The sequence below is a fragment of the Neoroseomonas marina genome (assembly GCF_012927745.1).
Classification (GTDB): domain Bacteria; phylum Pseudomonadota; class Alphaproteobacteria; order Acetobacterales; family Acetobacteraceae; genus Neoroseomonas; species Neoroseomonas marina.
In genome coordinates, this window is the sequence record NZ_JABBKX010000003.1 from 499,475 (window position 1) to 515,126 (window position 15,652).

General features: G+C 71.7%; 17 protein-coding genes. 13 read left to right on the plus strand and 4 right to left on the minus strand.

Translation table 11 applies throughout. The features are described from left to right. Positions 1–7: 7 nt before the first annotated feature. The 5 genes from GWK16_RS12525 to GWK16_RS12545 are packed head-to-tail and all read left to right on the plus strand — an operon-like array spanning position 8 to position 4,502. Complete coding sequence (locus tag GWK16_RS12525; RefSeq protein ID WP_170054290.1) at positions 8–457, plus strand: hypothetical protein; 450 nt, start codon at positions 8–10, stop codon at positions 455–457. Positions 458–470: 13 nt separating this feature from the next. Then, positions 471–2,522 carry an acetate--CoA ligase family protein gene (locus tag GWK16_RS12530; protein ID WP_170054291.1) on the plus strand — a complete coding sequence of 684 codons (2,052 nt, stop codon included), beginning with the start codon at positions 471–473 and terminating at the stop codon, positions 2,520–2,522. Then, a complete protein-coding gene (locus GWK16_RS12535; protein ID WP_338144462.1) occupies positions 2,515–2,988 on the plus strand; it encodes an ASCH domain-containing protein in 474 nt (157 codons plus the stop codon). Before GWK16_RS12530 ends, GWK16_RS12535 begins: the two co-directional genes overlap by 8 nt. Before the next feature lie 37 nt (positions 2,989–3,025). Beyond that, complete coding sequence (locus tag GWK16_RS12540) at positions 3,026–3,838, plus strand: nitroreductase family protein (protein WP_170054293.1); 813 nt, start codon at positions 3,026–3,028, stop codon at positions 3,836–3,838. Then, the gene (locus tag GWK16_RS12545) at positions 3,831–4,502 is read left to right on the plus strand and encodes an NUDIX hydrolase (protein ID WP_248291322.1); all 672 of its coding nucleotides are present in this window, start codon (positions 3,831–3,833) and stop codon (positions 4,500–4,502) included. The genes GWK16_RS12540 and GWK16_RS12545 overlap by 8 nt, the downstream gene beginning before the upstream one ends. On the opposite strand, the gene GWK16_RS12550 is transcribed toward GWK16_RS12545, so the two are convergent. After that, entirely contained in the window at positions 4,490–4,696 is a 207-nt protein-coding gene (locus tag GWK16_RS12550) for a hypothetical protein (protein ID WP_170054294.1), read from the minus strand. The genes GWK16_RS12545 and GWK16_RS12550 overlap by 13 nt on opposite strands. 147 nt (positions 4,697–4,843) lie before the next feature. Between GWK16_RS12550 and GWK16_RS12555 the strand changes: the two genes are divergently transcribed. Continuing rightward, positions 4,844–5,686, plus strand: coding sequence for a transporter substrate-binding domain-containing protein (locus GWK16_RS12555; RefSeq protein ID WP_170054295.1), 843 nt, complete (start codon positions 4,844–4,846; stop codon positions 5,684–5,686). 8 nt (positions 5,687–5,694) lie between these two features. Further along, complete coding sequence (locus GWK16_RS12560) at positions 5,695–6,441, plus strand: amino acid ABC transporter ATP-binding protein (RefSeq protein ID WP_170054296.1); 747 nt, start codon at positions 5,695–5,697, stop codon at positions 6,439–6,441. Between the two features lie 83 nt (positions 6,442–6,524). Here GWK16_RS12560 and GWK16_RS12565 read toward each other — a convergent pair whose 3' ends face one another. Continuing rightward, positions 6,525–7,109, minus strand: coding sequence for a hypothetical protein (locus GWK16_RS12565; RefSeq protein ID WP_170054297.1), 585 nt, complete (start codon positions 7,107–7,109; stop codon positions 6,525–6,527). A gap of 44 nt (positions 7,110–7,153) precedes the next feature. Here GWK16_RS12565 and GWK16_RS12570 point away from each other — a divergent pair, with 44 nt between their 5' ends. The 3 genes from GWK16_RS12570 to GWK16_RS12580 all read left to right on the plus strand — a co-directional run bounded on the left by GWK16_RS12570 (position 7,154) and on the right by GWK16_RS12580 (position 9,549). After that, positions 7,154–7,834, plus strand: a complete 681-nt coding sequence (locus tag GWK16_RS12570) for an amino acid ABC transporter permease (protein WP_170054298.1) — start codon at positions 7,154–7,156, stop codon at positions 7,832–7,834. A gap of 2 nt (positions 7,835–7,836) precedes the next feature. Continuing rightward, positions 7,837–8,511, plus strand: a complete 675-nt coding sequence (locus GWK16_RS12575) for an amino acid ABC transporter permease (RefSeq protein WP_170054299.1) — start codon at positions 7,837–7,839, stop codon at positions 8,509–8,511. 69 nt (positions 8,512–8,580) lie between these two features. Beyond that, the gene (locus GWK16_RS12580; protein ID WP_170054300.1) at positions 8,581–9,549 is read left to right on the plus strand and encodes a tripartite tricarboxylate transporter substrate binding protein; all 969 of its coding nucleotides are present in this window, start codon (positions 8,581–8,583) and stop codon (positions 9,547–9,549) included. A gap of 104 nt (positions 9,550–9,653) precedes the next feature. Here the strand turns inward: GWK16_RS12580 and GWK16_RS12585 are convergent, their stop codons facing one another. Then, entirely contained in the window at positions 9,654–10,121 is a 468-nt protein-coding gene (locus GWK16_RS12585; protein WP_211187340.1) for a DUF3237 domain-containing protein, read from the minus strand. A gap of 44 nt (positions 10,122–10,165) precedes the next feature. Then, positions 10,166–10,582: a rhodanese-like domain-containing protein gene (locus tag GWK16_RS12590; RefSeq protein WP_338144463.1), complete on the minus strand. Its 417-nt coding sequence runs from the start codon at positions 10,580–10,582 to the stop codon at positions 10,166–10,168. A 127-nt stretch (positions 10,583–10,709) separates the two neighbouring features. Between GWK16_RS12590 and GWK16_RS12595 the strand changes: the two genes are divergently transcribed. The 3 genes from GWK16_RS12595 to GWK16_RS12605 all read left to right on the plus strand — a co-directional run bounded on the left by GWK16_RS12595 (position 10,710) and on the right by GWK16_RS12605 (position 15,572). Next, the gene (locus tag GWK16_RS12595) at positions 10,710–11,339 is read left to right on the plus strand and encodes a TetR family transcriptional regulator (RefSeq protein WP_170054302.1); all 630 of its coding nucleotides are present in this window, start codon (positions 10,710–10,712) and stop codon (positions 11,337–11,339) included. A 66-nt stretch (positions 11,340–11,405) separates the two neighbouring features. Beyond that, the gene (locus tag GWK16_RS12600; protein ID WP_170054303.1) at positions 11,406–12,488 is read left to right on the plus strand and encodes an efflux RND transporter periplasmic adaptor subunit; all 1,083 of its coding nucleotides are present in this window, start codon (positions 11,406–11,408) and stop codon (positions 12,486–12,488) included. 12 nt (positions 12,489–12,500) lie between these two features. Further along, complete coding sequence (locus GWK16_RS12605) at positions 12,501–15,572, plus strand: efflux RND transporter permease subunit (RefSeq protein ID WP_170054304.1); 3,072 nt, start codon at positions 12,501–12,503, stop codon at positions 15,570–15,572. Positions 15,573–15,652 lie beyond the last annotated feature (80 nt).

The window sequence follows — 15,652 nt, forward strand, 5'->3', positions numbered from 1 at the left end:
GATCCCGATGCGGCGGGTCCTGGCCCTGGCGTTCTGCGCCGTCGCCATGCCCGCCGCAGCGGATGTGCCGCGGGAGGTGTTGGACGCCGTCCAGCACCTGCCGCCCAGCGCGGCGCTCGAGGCGCCGCTGCGCGCCGCCCCCTGCGCCTTCGCCCCGACCATCCGCCACCTCGACCGCCTGCCCGGCAACATGGCCTGGGCACGCCCCGAGGCGGTGGTGATCCTGGCCGGCCTGCCCGGGTTGAAGACCGGGGAACGCGCCGTGGTGCTGCGCCCGACCCGTGAGCTCCTCGCCCGGGCCGCGACCCGCGCCCGCATCGCCGAGGGCGGCATCTCGCTGCATGCCATCGACCTCGCGCCGCTGGCAGCGGACGCGCCGATGCCGGCCTTCCTCGCCATCCATGTCGCCCCGCCCGCCGCCCCGCCAGAGGGCTGCGTCGCGCAGGGCACCCGCTGAACCGGACCCGATCATGACCGCGCTCGCCCCTGCCCTGCTCAACCCGCGCCGCATCGCCCTCGTCGGCGCGTCGGCCGACCCGAAGCGGCTGACGGCGCGGGCGCAGATCTACCTGCGCAAGCACGGCTTCGACGGGGATCTCTACCCGGTGAACCCGCGCGCCGAGGAAGTCCTCGGCGAGAAGTCCTATCCCACCATCGCGGATATCCCTGGCCCGGTGGACCTCGCCTACCTGCTGCTCGGCACCGAGCATGTCGAAGGCGTCATCGCCGACGTCGCAGCCAAAGGCATCAAGGTCGCGGCCATCCTCGCCGACGGCTTCGCCGAGGCGGGGCCGGAAGGCCAGGCGCGCCAGGCGCGGCTGCTCGCTACCGCCAAGGCGGCGGGGGTGCGGATCCTCGGGCCGAACTCGATGGGGCTGATCAACCTCAACAGCCGCACCGCCTGCTCGGTGAACGCGGCGCTGGAAGCGGAGAGCCTTCCTGCCGGGCGGCTCGCGCTGGTGTCGCAGTCGGGCTCGATGCTCGGCGCCATCATGGCGCGCGGCGCTGCGCGGGGCCTCGGCTTCTCGCACCTGATCAGCACCGGCAACGAGGCCGACCTGACGGCGAGCGAGATCGCCGGCCTGCTGGTGGACGACCCGCAGGTCGACGCCATCCTGCTGTTCCTTGAAGCCATCCGCCGCGCCGACCTGCTGGCCGAGGCCACCCGCCGGGCGCATGCGGCCGGCAAGCCGATCATCGCCTTCAAGCTCGGCCGCTCGGCCTTCGGGGCGGAATTGGCGAACAGCCACACCGGCGCGCTGGCGGGATCGGACGCCGCCGCCGACGCCTTCTTCCGCGCCAACGGCATCGCGCGGGTGACGATGATCGAGGCGCTGCTCGAGGCCCCCGCACTGTTCATCGGGCGCAAGCCGCTCGCCGCGCCGAAGCGCGCCGTCTCGGTGATGACGACGACGGGCGGCGGCGGGGCGATGGCGGTCGATGCGCTCGGCGTCGCCGGCATCGAGACGCGCGCGCCGAACGAGACCGCCGTGGAAGGCCTCAAGGCCGCCGGCCTGCCGCATCACGGGCGGATGATCGACGTGACGCTCGCCGGCACGCGGGCGGACAAGGTACAGGCGGCGCTCTCCGCGCTCGCCGCCGATCCGGACACGGACCTCGCATTGTCGGTGATCGGGTCCTCGGCGCAGTTCCGCCCGCATGATGCCGTCGCCGGCATCCTGGGCGCGGCGCGGTCGGGGCTGGCGAAGCCCGTCGCGGCCTTCCTGGTGCCGCAGGCGGATGTCTCCCTGCGGATGCTGGGCGAGGCCGGCATCGCCGCCTTCCGCACCCCGGAATCCTGCGCCGATGTGATCCGCGCCTTCATTGAATGGCAGGCGCCGCGCGCGGTCCCTGCCGCGCCGGCGCTGGCGCACGCCCTGGCCGCCCGGCCTGACGAGGCCGACGCCCGCCGGCTGTTCGAGGCGCTCGGCCTTGCCACCGGCTTCGCGGTCATGGCGACGCCGGATGCCGTGCCGGAGGGCCTGCGCTACCCGGTCGCGCTCAAGATCCTGTCGCCCGACCTCGCCCACAAGACCGAGGTCGGGGGGGTCGCGCTCAACCTCCCCGACGCCGCCGCGCTCAAGGCCGCGGCGACGGAAATGCTGGCGCGCGTGAAGGCCAGGGCCCCGCATGCGACCATCACCGGCTTCCTGGTCCAGCCAATGGCCAAGGGCCTGGCCGAGGCCATCCTCGGCTTCCGTCGCGACCCGGAATCGGGCCCGGTCGTGTTGGTCGGCGCCGGCGGCGTGATGGCGGAACTGCACCGGGACACCGCGCTGCGCTGCGCCCCGCTCAGCGAAGCCGAGGCCCACGCCATGATCGCCGAGGTGAAGGGCCTCAAGCCTCTGGCCGGCTGGCGCGGCCTGCCGAAGGGCGACCTCGACGCCCTTGCCCGTGCCATCGTGGCGGTATCCCGCCTGGCCGCCGTGGCCGAGGTCTCGGAAGCCGAGATCAACCCGCTGATCGTCCATGCCGAGGGCCAGGGCGTCACGGTCGCCGATGCCTGGGTGGTACGTGCCTGACCGCACGCCCGAGGTCGCGGCCTTCTGGGCGGCGTATCGCGCCGCCGCCGGCCTCGATCACGACCGCTATGACGTGGTGGCCCACGGGCACACCCCCGCGATCGCGGACGCGCTCGCCGCGCTGATCCTCGCGGGCGCCAAGCGAGCAACGGCGTCGCTGGCGCGCGACTACGGGCCGGGCAAGGCGCCGCGCCCGGCGCCAGGGGACCATGTGCTGGTGGTGGACGGGTCGGGACGCCCCACCTGCATCTGGCAGACGACCGAGGTCACGGTCGGCCCCTTCGCCGGCGTCACGGACGACTTCGCCTGGGTCGAGGGCGAAGGCGACCGCAGCCGTGCGACCTGGCTCGCCAACCATCGGGAGTTCTTCGGCTGGCAGGCCGAGCGCGACGGCTTCGTCCTGACCGATGACGAACCCGTCGTCTTCGAGCGCTTCCGCATGGTCTGGCCGACGCCCGACCCGTGACCTTTTCGTCCGCCCACCCCGGTGCCACGCTGACGCCATGACCCCCGCCGACCTGATCCACAACCGCTACGGCATCGTCCCCTTCGAACCGCCGGAGGAGGTCGCCCCGGCGCTCGCCGCCCTGCTCGACCGCCGGGTGACGCGGCGCTACCGCACCGACGAGGTGCCGGACCCGCTGCTCGACACGGTCCTGGCCGCGGCGCAATCCGCCCCGTCCAAATCGGACCTGCAACAGTATTCGATCGTGGTGACGCGCGATCCGGCGAAGATCGCCAAGGTCGCCGACTGGATCGGCACCATGCCCTGGATCAAGGACGCCCCGGTCCTGCTGCTGTTCTGCGGGGACATGCGCCGCGGGCAGCAGGCCTGCGCGAAGCATGGCCGGCCCCACGCCAACAACAACATGGACACCTTCCTCAACACCGCGGTCGATGCCGCGCTGGCCATGGGGATGGCGATCGCGGCGGCCGACGCCGCGGGGCTCGGCACCTGCCCGATCTCCTATGTCCGCAGCCATATCGAGAAGGTCGCGCCCCTCTTTGGCCTGCCCGAGGGCGTCTATCCGCTCGCCGGGCTGACCCTCGGCTGGCCGGCGGCGCAGAACGAGGTCACGCCGCGGCTGCCGCCCTCGGTCATCGTGCATCGGGAGACCTATCGCGACACCGGCCTCGAGGACGCGCTCTCGGACTACGACGCCCTCCGCCCGAAGCAGAAGCCGCGCTACCCCGAGATCCACGGCCCCGCCCCGGAGGGCTGCACCTGGTCGGAGAATGCCGCGCGGCAGCTTTCGGTGCCGGAACGCTTCGGCTTCCGGACCTGGCTACGCCTGAGGGGCTTCGCGCTTGACTGACGCGCTGGCCGACAATCCCGGCGGCGCCGATGCCGAGGGCCGGTCCCGCCGCACCGTCCGTCCCCGCGACGCCGCGAGTCTGATCCTGTGGCGCGTCGGCCCCGCGGGCCCCGAGGTGCTGATGGGTCGGCGCCATGCGCGCCACCGGTTCATGCCGGACGTCATGGTCTTCCCCGGCGGCCGGGTGGATGCCGACGACCACCGCCAGCCGGCGACCAGCGAACTGGCCCCGGCCACGCGGCGGATGCTGGAACGCCGGGCCACACCCGGCCGGGCGCGTGCCATCGGCATCGCCGCCGCGCGGGAATTGTTCGAGGAAACCGGCCTGGTCCTGGGCGAACGGCGGGGGGAGGCGGTCGCGGCCGACCTCGGCGCCCTGCACTATGTCTGCCGCGCCGTGACGCCTGGCGGCCGGCCGATCCGGTTCAACGCCCGCTTCCTCGCCGCCCCGGCCGAGGCCGTTCATGGCGAGATCGCGGGCTCGGGCGAACTGGAACACCTCGGCTGGTTCACGCCCGAGGCCGCCCATCGCCACCGCGTCGCGGACATCACGGCGAAGGTGCTGCTGGAATTCCTGGACTGGCTGGAGATGTCGCCCAAGGCGCGAAACTCACGCCCGCTGATCGTCTTCCGCGGGATGGACAATCGCCATCAGGAACGGTGATCGACCTCCCGGTCGCGCCGAGGCTCCATCATCATCAGCCCGACGAGCATCAGCGCCCCGCCGCCCAGCGCCAGCACCGCGGCGACCGCGAGCGGCATGCGGCCCGGCGCCGTCACGTCGCCCAGCAGGGCGATGACGAGCAGCAGATTCCCGAGCAGTCCGGCTCCGATCAGGGTCAGGGGGATGATGGGCATGGCGTCGCTCCGTTCATCCTCATTAGAAACTGCCCGCGGCGGCGGCAGCGGGACGCTCAGGGGGCAAGTTTGTGGCAGGGCCTGCATGGACAGCAGGGCAGCCATCTGGGAAGTGTTGGTCCCGATTCATGAAGAGGAGGTTTCGCCATGCGCAGGCTCATCGCCGCCGCTCTCCTGTCGGCCGTCATCGCCGGGCCGGCCCTGGCGCAGGGCGGCCAGCCACCGTTGCGCTGCGGCGTGGACGGGACCTTCGCGCCGCACGCCTTCCCCAACCTGCAGGGCGGCGTCCAGGGCTTCCAGGTTGACCTGTTCCGCGAGGTCGCGCGCCGCATGGGCCGCGAGATCGTGATCGAATCCGCGGCCTTCTCCGGTCTCATTCCGGCGCTGAATGCCGGGCGCTACGACTTCCTCTGCGCGCCCACCACGGTGACGCGGGAGCGCGCCGAGGCGCTGCTGTTCACCGAGGGCTACCTCTGGACCGAACTCCAGTTCGGCATCCGCCGCGGCACGCCGCCGATCCGTTCGGAGGAGGACCTGCGCGGCAAGACCATCAGCGTGAACAAGGGCACGCCCTACGAGCAGTGGGTGAACAACAACCGCGAGCGGCTGAACCTCACCCTCCTCGCCTTCGACAGCCAGGCCGATGCGGCCCAGGCCGTCATCCAGGGCCGCGCCTATGCGAATCTCTCGGGCAACACGGTCATCCGCTACTCGGCCTCGCGCACGCCGCAATTCGTGGCCGACTACGTGCTGCCGGGCACGCGCTTCCACTGGGGCACGCCCTTCCGCCGCGATTCCGGCGCGCTGCGCAACCAGGTCGAGGACATCATCGTTTGCATGAAGCGGGACGGCACCGTCGCGCGCCTGTCCGAGCGCTGGTTCGGCAATGCCCCCGGCGACGACCAGGCCGAGCGCATCGTCTTCCCGGGCTACGGCGTGCCGGACATGCCGGGCTACGACCCGACGCCGCAGAACCCGACCTGCGGGTGAGCAGCGCCATGACCGCGCACGGGCCGATCGTCGAGGCCCGTGCGATCCACAAGCATTTCGGGCACCTCCACGTCCTCAAGGGTGTGGACCTGACGGTGGCCGAGAAGGAACTGGTGTTCCTGATCGGCCCCTCGGGCTCGGGCAAGTCGACGCTGCTGCGGTGCCTCAACCGGCTCGAGGATCCGACCTCGGGCACGGTGACCGTGGACGGGATCGACATGCTCGACCCGAAGACGGACATCAACAAGGCCCGCCAGCGCATCGGCATGGTGTTCCAGTCCTTCAACCTCTACCCCCACATGACGGCGCTCGGGAACGTCATGCTCGCGCTGCGCAAGGTGCTCGGCATGGGGCGCGCGGAGGCCGAGGCGAAGGCCAAGGCGGCGCTCGATCGCGTGCACCTGGCCGATCGCGCGGACCACTACCCGCTGCAACTCTCGGGCGGGCAGCAGCAGCGCGTCGCCATCGCGCGCGCCATCGCGCTCGAACCGCGCGTGATGCTGTTCGACGAACCGACCAGCGCCCTCGATCCGGAACTCGTGGGCGGCGTGCTCGCGGTGATGCGCGAGCTGCGCGAGGACGGCATGACCATGGTCGTGGTCAGCCACGAGATGGGCTTCGCCAAGGCCGCGGCGGACCGCGTGGTGTTCATGGCCGACGGGGCGATCGTCGAGGAAGGCAAGCCCGCCGAGATCTTCGCCAATCCGCAGCATGCGCGGACCCGGGCGTTCATTTCGCAGATCGAGCGGCATTGATGGGCGCGGCGTGCTTCGGGGAGGGTGCCGCCCTCCCCGGACCCCTCCCGCCAAAGGCCGAAGGGCCTTTGGAAACCATCACCTCAGGTGTCGGTGCCTTCGCATTCCTGGGCGGGGCGGGTGAAGGCGATCCAGCCGCGGGGGCCACGCAGGCAACCGTTGCGCCATTCGCCCTGGATGACGCGGCCTTCGACGATCAACCGGCCGCGGCCATTCGGATGGGACCGGGACCAGCCGCCTTCGTACACGATGCGGGGGCCGGGCAGTTCGACGCGACCGGAGACGAAGAAGTCGTCGCGGAACTGGCCCTGCTGGATCGCCAGCACATCCTTGCCCGCGGTGATGGTCAGGCGACCCTGGCCCTCGGACTTGCCGCGCCGCAGCGTGCCCTCATAGATCATCGCGCGCGGCATGCCGCCTTCGCGCCAGTGGATCTCGCCGCGGCCCTCGCCTTCCGCCGGGCCCTCCGGGCAGCTGCCGGTCCAGGATGCCGTCAGGTCCGTGGCGTCCGCGCGCAGGCCGCCGCCCCAGAGCCAGCATCCCCCCGCCCCGTCCGTGACGAACCCGGCACGCCCGCCGGGCACCAGGCGCTCCTCCTCCGGCGGTGGCGCCGCCGCAACGCAGAACATCGCCATCAGTGCCAGGCAGGTCCGGGTCCCTCGTGTCATCCGCAGCAGTCCTTCGACGTGTCGGGCGATCATAGGCCCATCCGATGACCAACTGGGATCGCTTCGTCGACAGCTTCTTCAATGCGCGCGTCATGGCGCAGTACCTGCCCAAGATCATCGAGGGCTTCGGGCTGACGGTCGTGCTCGCGCTCTGCATCATCGCCGCGGGGCTCGCGCTCGGCCTGCTGCTCGCGGTGGTCCGCGCCTTCGGCATCCGGCCGCTGAACTGGCTGATCATCTTCACGGTGGATCTGTTCCGCGCGCTGCCCCCGCTCGTCATCATCGTGCTGCTGTTCTTCGGCCTGCCCAACGCGGGCGTGGAACTGTCGGGCTTCGCCGCATCGTGGCTCGCGCTCACGCTAGTGCTGATGGCCTTCGCCGAGGAAATCTTCTGGGCCGGCATCACCTCGGTGCCGAGGGGCCAATGGGAGGCGGCGCGCTCGACCGGGCTCGGCTTCGTGCAGACCCTCGGCTACGTGGTGCTGCCGCAGGCGCTGCGCATCACCATCCCGCCGCTGACCAACCGCACCATCGCGATCACCAAGGGCACCGCCCTCGCCTCGGTCGTCGCGGTGCCGGACATCCTGGGTGCTGCGAATGCGGGGGTGTCCTTCTCCTTCAACCCCTCGCCGCTCACCCTCGGTGCGATCGCCTACCTCGTCCTGTTCCTGCCCGTCGTCGTGCTCGGCCGCTGGATCGAGACGCGCTTCGCGTGGAAGCGCTGATCATGGATTCGTTCCTCGACACCTTCTTCAACTGGCAGATCATGCAGGAGGCGTCGCCGATCCTGCTACAGGGGCTGAAGGCGACGCTGCTGCTCTCGGCGCTGGTGGTGCCGCTCGGTTTCCTCGGCGGCGTCATCATCGCGGTGCTGGCGACCTTCCATGCCCCTTGGGTGAAGTGGCCGCTGCGCGTCTGGGTCGACACCTTCCGCGCCCTGCCGCCGCTCGTGCTGCTGATCTTCATCTTCGCCGGCCTGCCCTTCGTCGGCATCGATGTCGGCGCATGGGGCGCGGTGGCGATCGGCTTCTTCCTCAATACCGGCGCCTATTACGGGGAGATCCTGCGCGCCGGCATCGAGAGCGTGCCGCGCGGGCAGATCGAGGCCGCGCGCTCCACGGGCCTCACCCGCGGGCAGACCATGGCCTATGTCGTGCTGCCCCAGGCGGTGCGGAACGTGCTGCCCGACCTGATCTCCAACACGCTCGAGGTGGTGAAGCTCACCTCCATCGCCTCGGTCGTCGCGCTACCGGAACTGCTCTTCCAGGCGCGCCAGGCGCAATCCGTGACCTACAACGCCTCGCCGATCATGGCCGCGGCGATCGCCTACTTCATCCTGCTCTGGCCGGTGGTCCGGCTGCTCAGCCGGCTCGAGAACCGGCAACTGGCCGGTCGGCGCTGACTGGGCGATGATGCCCGGGATCCGCGCCGGCAGAGCGCGGTCCAGGGACATTCGCCAGGATTGCCGCCCATGACCTTCCGCCTTCCCCGCCGTCCGCTGCTGGCCGCGATCGCGGCGCTTCCGGCGCCTGCCCTCGCGCAGGGCAGCAGCCAGGCACGTCCCGTCACCATCGTCGTCCCATTCGCGCCGGGCGGCAGCACCGACATCGTCAGCCGCCTGATGGCCGAGCGCATGACGACCGTCCTCGGCCAGCCCGTGCAGGTGGAGAACCGGCCGGGTGCGAACACCATCATCGGCGCCGAATACGTCGCGCGATCGCGCCCCGATGGGCTGACGCTGCTGATGGCCGCCGGCACGACGCTGACGATCAATCCGGTGATCGTGCCCAACCTTCCCTACAAGGTCGACGACTTCGCCCCGGTGACGCTGGCGACCACCTTCCCCTTCGGAATTCTCACTCGCCTGCAGGGTGGGCCGGTGGACGTGGCGGCCTGGGTCGCCGCGGCCAAGGCACGGCCGGGGCAGATGACCTACGGCACCAACGGGCCGACCACGCTGACCAACGTCGCGATGCTGATGGTCATGCAGCGGCTCGGCATCACCATGCAGGACGTGACGTATCGCGGGGATTCGGCGCAGCTCGCGGCGTTCCTCGCCGGCGACCTCGACATGCTGATCGTCGCGGGCGGCACCGCCATCCCCGCCCACCGCAACCAGCAGGGCCGGCTGATCGCGTGGACCAGCGCGCGCAAGGTGGAATCGACGCCGGAGGTGCCGACCGCCGCCGACTACGCGCCAGGCCTCGACGCGCTGTCCTGGTTCGGCCTGCTCGCGCCCGCGCGCACGCCCCCCGAAGTCGTGCAACGCACCAACGCTGCCGCCAACGAGGCCCTGCAGGACTCCCGCATCCGCGAACGGCTGACCAACGAAGGTCAGTTCCTCGCCGGCGGCAGCCCGCAGGACTTCACGGACTTCCTGCGCCGCTCGGACGAGCTCTGGCGGCCGATTCTCAGCCGGCTCGACGTGCCGCGGAACTGACGCGGAACGATGGACCGTGCCGCGGCCGGGCGGCCGGTCGCCGGTGATGGTCGAGCGAGTCCAATAGGGACCGATCGGGGGGAGCGCCCTCCCCCCGCTGTGCCTCAGGCGATGGCGTACACGTCGTAGGTGGGGCCCGACGGCGGGCGCTGCCCGATGCCCACCGCGAGGATCCTGTTCATCCAGGCGAGCTCCGGCGCGCCCGTCTCGAAGCGCATCGCCGTGCGGAAATAGTAGTCCGACGGATCGACGGTCTGGCCGGAATTGAGCCGAGCCAGCACCTCCGGCGTGCCGGTGCGGATGCCGCTGTAATGCATGTAGACCACGCCGCCGGTTACCGACTTCAGCGTCAGCCGGACATCCATGTGCGCAGTGCCGTCGGGGTCGACGCGCAGCCAGTCGGCGGCCGAGCCGGGCATCACCTCGCCCTTGAAACGCGGGCCTTCGGCGGTGCCGCCGGTCACCGGAATGATGCGCAGTTCCCCGTTGCGTGCCGTGCCGACCATCTGCGGCGTGCCGACGGTCAGGACGATGCGGAATAGGAATTCGGACTTGAGCGGCAGTGGCGTCACGGCGTTCTCCCCATCAGGACGATGGCGGGGAGGATGCCCGCGCCTCAGCGCTGGCGCCAGGGCAGCCCGTCCGCCTTCCACCCCGCCACGACGCCGCGATGCCCCTGCGGGTCGACCGGGCCTTCGAAGCCGTCGGCGACGTTGAAGGCGTGCGGGAAGCCCGCCGCCTGCGCCGCCTGGCAGGCCGCGAGCGATCGCGCGCCGGACCGGCAGATGAAGTAGACCTTGTGGAGCGGCGTCAGCCCCGCCTTGTGCAGCTGGTCGGCGAAATGCCCGTTCACCTGCATGGTCGGGTAGATCTGCCACGGCACCAGCACGGTCTGCTTCGCGATGCTGGTCAGGTCGGGCAGGCCGACGAAGTTCCACTCCGCATCGGTGCGCACGTCGACAAGCGCGGCCTGCGGATCGTTCCGCAGCGCTTCCCAGGTTTCCTTCGGGCTGACATCCGGCACGCCTGCCACGGCACGATCTCCTCGGGGGCACCGCGCCCCGTCGCAAAATGGTGCGACGCACGATCGAGGGCAACCGTGACGTCCGCCGGAGCGCGCTGCTATAGCCGCCTGACGACTGACGGATTTCTTCAGCGCCATGAGAACCACTGCGTCCGAGCAGGAAGACCGCGCCGCCGCCACCCGCGAGCGGATCCTCGACGCCGCCTGGGACCTGTTCCGCACGCTGGGCTACCAGAAGACCGCCGTGGCCGACATCGCGCGCGAGATCGGCATGTCGCCCGCGAACGTCTACCGCTTCTTCCCCTCCAAGAGCGCGATTAACGAGGCGATCGCCGCCCGCCTGCTCGAGGGCGTGGCCGGCGACCTCGAATCGATCGCGGCCGGGTCGGGCAGCGCGGGCGAACGGCTCAAGGCGGTGCTCCGCACCCTGCACGACCGGCACCTGGCGCTGTTCTTCTCCCAGAAGCGCATGCACGACATGGTCTCGGCCGCCATGACCGAGCACTGGGGCGTGGTCGCCGCCTTCATCGCGCGCATCGAGGCCGCCCTGGCCCGCATCGTCGCCGACGGCATCGCCGCGGGGGATTTCGCGCCGGTCGATCCCGCGACGGCGGCGCGGATGATGAAGCAGGGCACCATGTGCTGGATGCACCCCGAGCTGATCGCCGATGCCCTCGACAAGCGCGCCATGGACGAGGCGCAAATGGCCGCCGAGCTGGAGGAGATGCTGGACCTGCTGATCCGGGGCCTGAGGCTTGATTCCTGATTACTGACGATTATTGACTTTTATCAGATAGCAGGAGTATCCTGGCGCGAGCCCAGGAGCCATGCCATGCGTCGCGCCCTTCCCGCCCTCGCACTGCTCGCCGCCCTGCCCGCCTGCCGCGACGGCGCCGGCCAGGCCGCCGCCCCCGAGCCCCCCAAGCCCGTCCAGGTCGCCGAGATCCGCTTCGTCCCGGCCGAGCAGCCCCGCGCCTTCGCCGGCGTGGTGAAGGCCAGGCGCGAGGCCGACATCGCCTTCCGCGCCGGTGGCCGCGTCCAGGCGCGCCTGGTCGATGTCGGGACCATCGTGACCGCCGGGCAGGAACTCGCCCGGCTGGACCCGGCCGACATCGCGCTGTCGGTCCGGGCGGCGGAGGCCGACCTCGCCGCCGCCGAGGCCGAATCCCGCCGCGCCGCGGCCGATGCCGCGCGATCCCGCACCCTGCTCGCCGCCGGCCATGTCGCCGCGGCCTATGACGACCAGCGCCAGGCCTCGGCCCGCACGGCGGAGGAACGCGTCGCCTCCGCCCGCGCCGCGCTCGACCTCGCGCGCAACCGGCTCGGCTACACCGTGCTGCGCGCGCCGACCGATGGCGTCGTGACCGCCCTCGTCGCCGAGGTCGGCCAGGTCGTCGCCGAGGGCCAGGCCGTGATGCGCATGGCGGACCCCGCCGAGCGCGAGCTCATGGTCCAGGTGCCCGAAGGCGCCCTTCCCGGCCTCGCCGGCGCGCAGGCCGAAGCCGTGCTCTGGGCGCGCCCGAACGAGCCCATCCTCGCCCGCCTGCGCGAGGTCGCGCCCCAGGCCGACCCGATGCTGCGCACCTATTCCGCGCGCTTCTCGCTGCCCGCCGCGCCGGACTGGGCCGCGCTCGGCATGACCGGCACGATCCGTCTGCGCGCGGAAAGCGAGCCCGTCGCCCTGCTGCCGGCCTCCGCCCTGCACGACCGCGGCCAGGGGCCGATGGTGTGGAAGGTCCAGGGCGAGCGCGTCGTCGCCGTGCCGGTCGAGGTCGCGCGGCTCGGCGAGACGCAGGTCGCGCTGCGCGGCCCGCTCGCCGAGGGAGACCGCATCGTGGCCCTCGGCCCGCAACTGCTCGATCCCGGGGCCAATGTGCGCGTGGTGCAGAACCGCGCCGCCGCGACGCTTCGCTAGGGCCGCGCCGCCATGGGGTTCAATCTCTCCGACTGGGGCGTGCGCAACGGCGCGCTGACGCTGTTCCTCATCGTCATGCTCGGCGCCGCGGGGGCGATGGCCTATCTGCGCCTCGGCCGCGCGGAGGATCCCGGCTTCACCATCAAGGTCATGGTCGTCACCGCGCAATGGCCGGGTGCCACGGCGGAGGAAATGCAGCGCCACGTCGCCGACCCGATCGAGAGCCGGTTGCAGGACCTGCCCTGGCTGGATCGCGTCGAGACATTCACCCGCCCCGGCCAGGCCGCGATGACCGTGGTGCTGCGCGACACCACCCCGCCGCGGGAGGTGCAGAACCTCTGGTACCAGGTGCGCAAGAAGGTCGGCGACATGCGGCACATGCTGCCCGCCGGCGTCATCGGCCCCTTCTTCGACGACGAGTATTCCGACGTCTGGTCCGCCATCTACGCGGTGACCGGCGCCGACAACGCCGAACTGGTCCGCCAGGCGGAGGCGCTGCGCGCCCGGCTGCTGCGCGTGCCCGGCGTCGACAAGGTCAGGATCTTCGGCGAACAGCCCCAGCGCATCCATGTCGAGGTCGCCCATGCGCGCCTCGCCTCACTCGGCCTGCAGCCGCAGGCGATCCTCGACGCGCTGGCCCGCCACAACCCCGTCACGCCGGCCGGCGTGGTGGAAGGCAGCGCGACGCGGCTGCATCTGCGCGTCGATGGCGGCTTCGACGGCCTCGCCGCGGTGCGCGAGGTCCCGGTCGCCGCCAATGGCCGCTCGCTGCGCCTCGGCGACATCGCCGAGGTCACGCGCGGCTTCGCCGATCCGGCGTCGAGCGGCATCCGCCAGGGCGGGGAGAATGCCGTGCTGCTCGCGGTGGCGAAGCAGCCGGGGGTGAACGTGCTGACGCTCGGCCAGGACCTCGCCGCGGCGATGGAGGCGCAGCGCCGCGTCATCCCGATGGGCATCACCGTCACGCAGATCGTCGACCAGGCCCATGTGGTGCAGGAGAGCATCGCCGAGTTCCTGATGAAGTTCGTCGCCGCCCTCGGCGTGGTGATGCTGGTCTCCTTCCTCTCGCTCGGCTTCCGGGCCGGGATCATCGTCGCGCTGTCCGTGCCGCTGACGCTCGCCATCGTCTTCCTGGTGATGCTCGCGACCGGGATGGAGCTCGAGCGCGTGACGCTCGGCGCGCTGATCCTCTCCCTCGGCCTGCTGGTCGACGACGCGATCATCGCCATCGAGGCGATGGTCGTGAAGCTCGAGGAAGGCTGGAGCCGCGCCAAGGCCGCGACCTTCGCCTGGACCTCCACCGCCGGGCCGATGCTCTCGGGCACGCTGGTGACGGTGGCGGGCTTCCTGCCGGTCGGCTTCGCGCGGTCCACCGCGGGCGAATATGCGGGCGGGATCTTCTGGGTGGTGGGCATCGCCCTCGTCGCCTCCTGGCTCGTGGCGGTGCTGTTCACGCCCTGGCTCGGGGTGAAGCTGCTGCCCTCGCCCAAGCCAGGGTCGCACCACGACGCCTATGACGGGCGCGGCTACCGCGCGCTGCGCCGCCTGGTCGGCTGGGCGGTGGATCACCGCGTGGCGGTGATCAGCGCGACGCTCCTCGTCCTCGTCGCCGGCTTCGCGGCCATGGGCCAGGTCCGCAAGCAGTTCTTCCCGACCTCGGCACGGCTCGAGCTGCTGGTGGACATCAACTTGCGGCAGGGGGCCGGCTACGCGGCGACGCTCGACGCCGCGCAGCGCATCGAGCAGGCGATCGAGGGCGACCCCGATGCGCGGCTGGTGACGACCTATCTCGGCCAGGGCTCGCCGCGCTTCTTCCTGGCGCTGAACCCCGACCTGCCGAACGAGGCCTTCGCCAAGATCATCGTCCAGGCGCGCGACGTGCCGGCGCGCGAACGCCTGCGCGACCGGCTCAACGCCCTGGTCGCGGACGGGCTGGTGCCGGAGGCGCGGGTGCGCGTCTCGCGGCTCGATTTCGGCCCGCCGGTCGGCTTCCCCGTGCAGTTCCGCATCCATGGCGACGACCCCGCCGCGCTGCGCCGCGCCGGCGAGGACGTGATGGCCGTGATGCGCGCCACCCCCGGCACGCGCGACGTGCAACTCCATTGGGGCGAGCGCGCGCCGGCGCTGCGCCTCGAACTCGACCGCGCCCGCGTGGCGGAGCTCGGCCTCTCCCCGGCGCAGGTCGCCTCCTCCCTGCAATTGCTGCTGACGGGCGTGACCGCGACGCAGCACCGCGAGGGCAACCGCCTGGTCGACGTCGTCCTTCGCGCCCCGGCCGCCGAACGCCTGACGACGGAGACGCTCGCCGACCTCTCCCTCGCCACGCCGTCGGGGCCGGTACCGCTGTCCCAGGTCGCGCGGCTGCTGCCTGAGGCCGAGGAGCCGATCCTGTATCGCCGCAACCGCGAAGCCTACCTGACCGTCCGCGCCGACGTCGCGCCGGGACTGCAGGGGCCGGACGTCTCGGCCGCGGTGCGTGCGCGCCTCGACCCGGTGATCGCCTCCCTGCCGGTCGGCCTGCGCATCGAGGCCGGCGGCGCGGCGGAGGAATCGGGCAAGGCCAATGCCGCGCTCTTCGCCCTGTTTCCGGTGATGATCGCCGTGATGCTGGTGCTGCTGATGGTCCAGCTGCGGCATTTCGGGCGGGTCGCGCTGGTGCTGGCGACGGCGCCGCTCGGCATCCCGGGTGCTGCCTTCGCGCTGCTGGCCCTCGGCGCGCCCTTCGGCTTCGTCGCACTGCTCGGCGTCATCGCGCTGGCCGGGATGGTCATGCGCAACACGCAGATCCTGGTGGATCAGGTGCGCCAGGATCTCGAGGCCGGGCTCGACCTTCGCGCCGCCATCGTCGAGAGCACCGTCCGCCGCACCCGCCCGGTGCTGCTGACGGCGCTGGCCGCCGTGCTCGCCTTCATCCCGCTGACCCTGTCGGTCTTCTGGGGGCCGATGGCGATCGCGATGATCGGCGGGCTGACGCTGGCGACGCTCGCGACGCTTCTTGTGGTGCCGGCGCTCTATGCCCTCGCCTTGCCGTGGCGGCGGGCGGTCGGGGCCGGTGGGCTGGCGGTCCTCGTCCCGGCGGAGTGATCGCTCCACCCTGCTGACGGCAGCGGAATCCGTGGTGTAGCCTTCTCGGCAAAGCGGCCCCCGGGGCTGCGCAGGGAGGG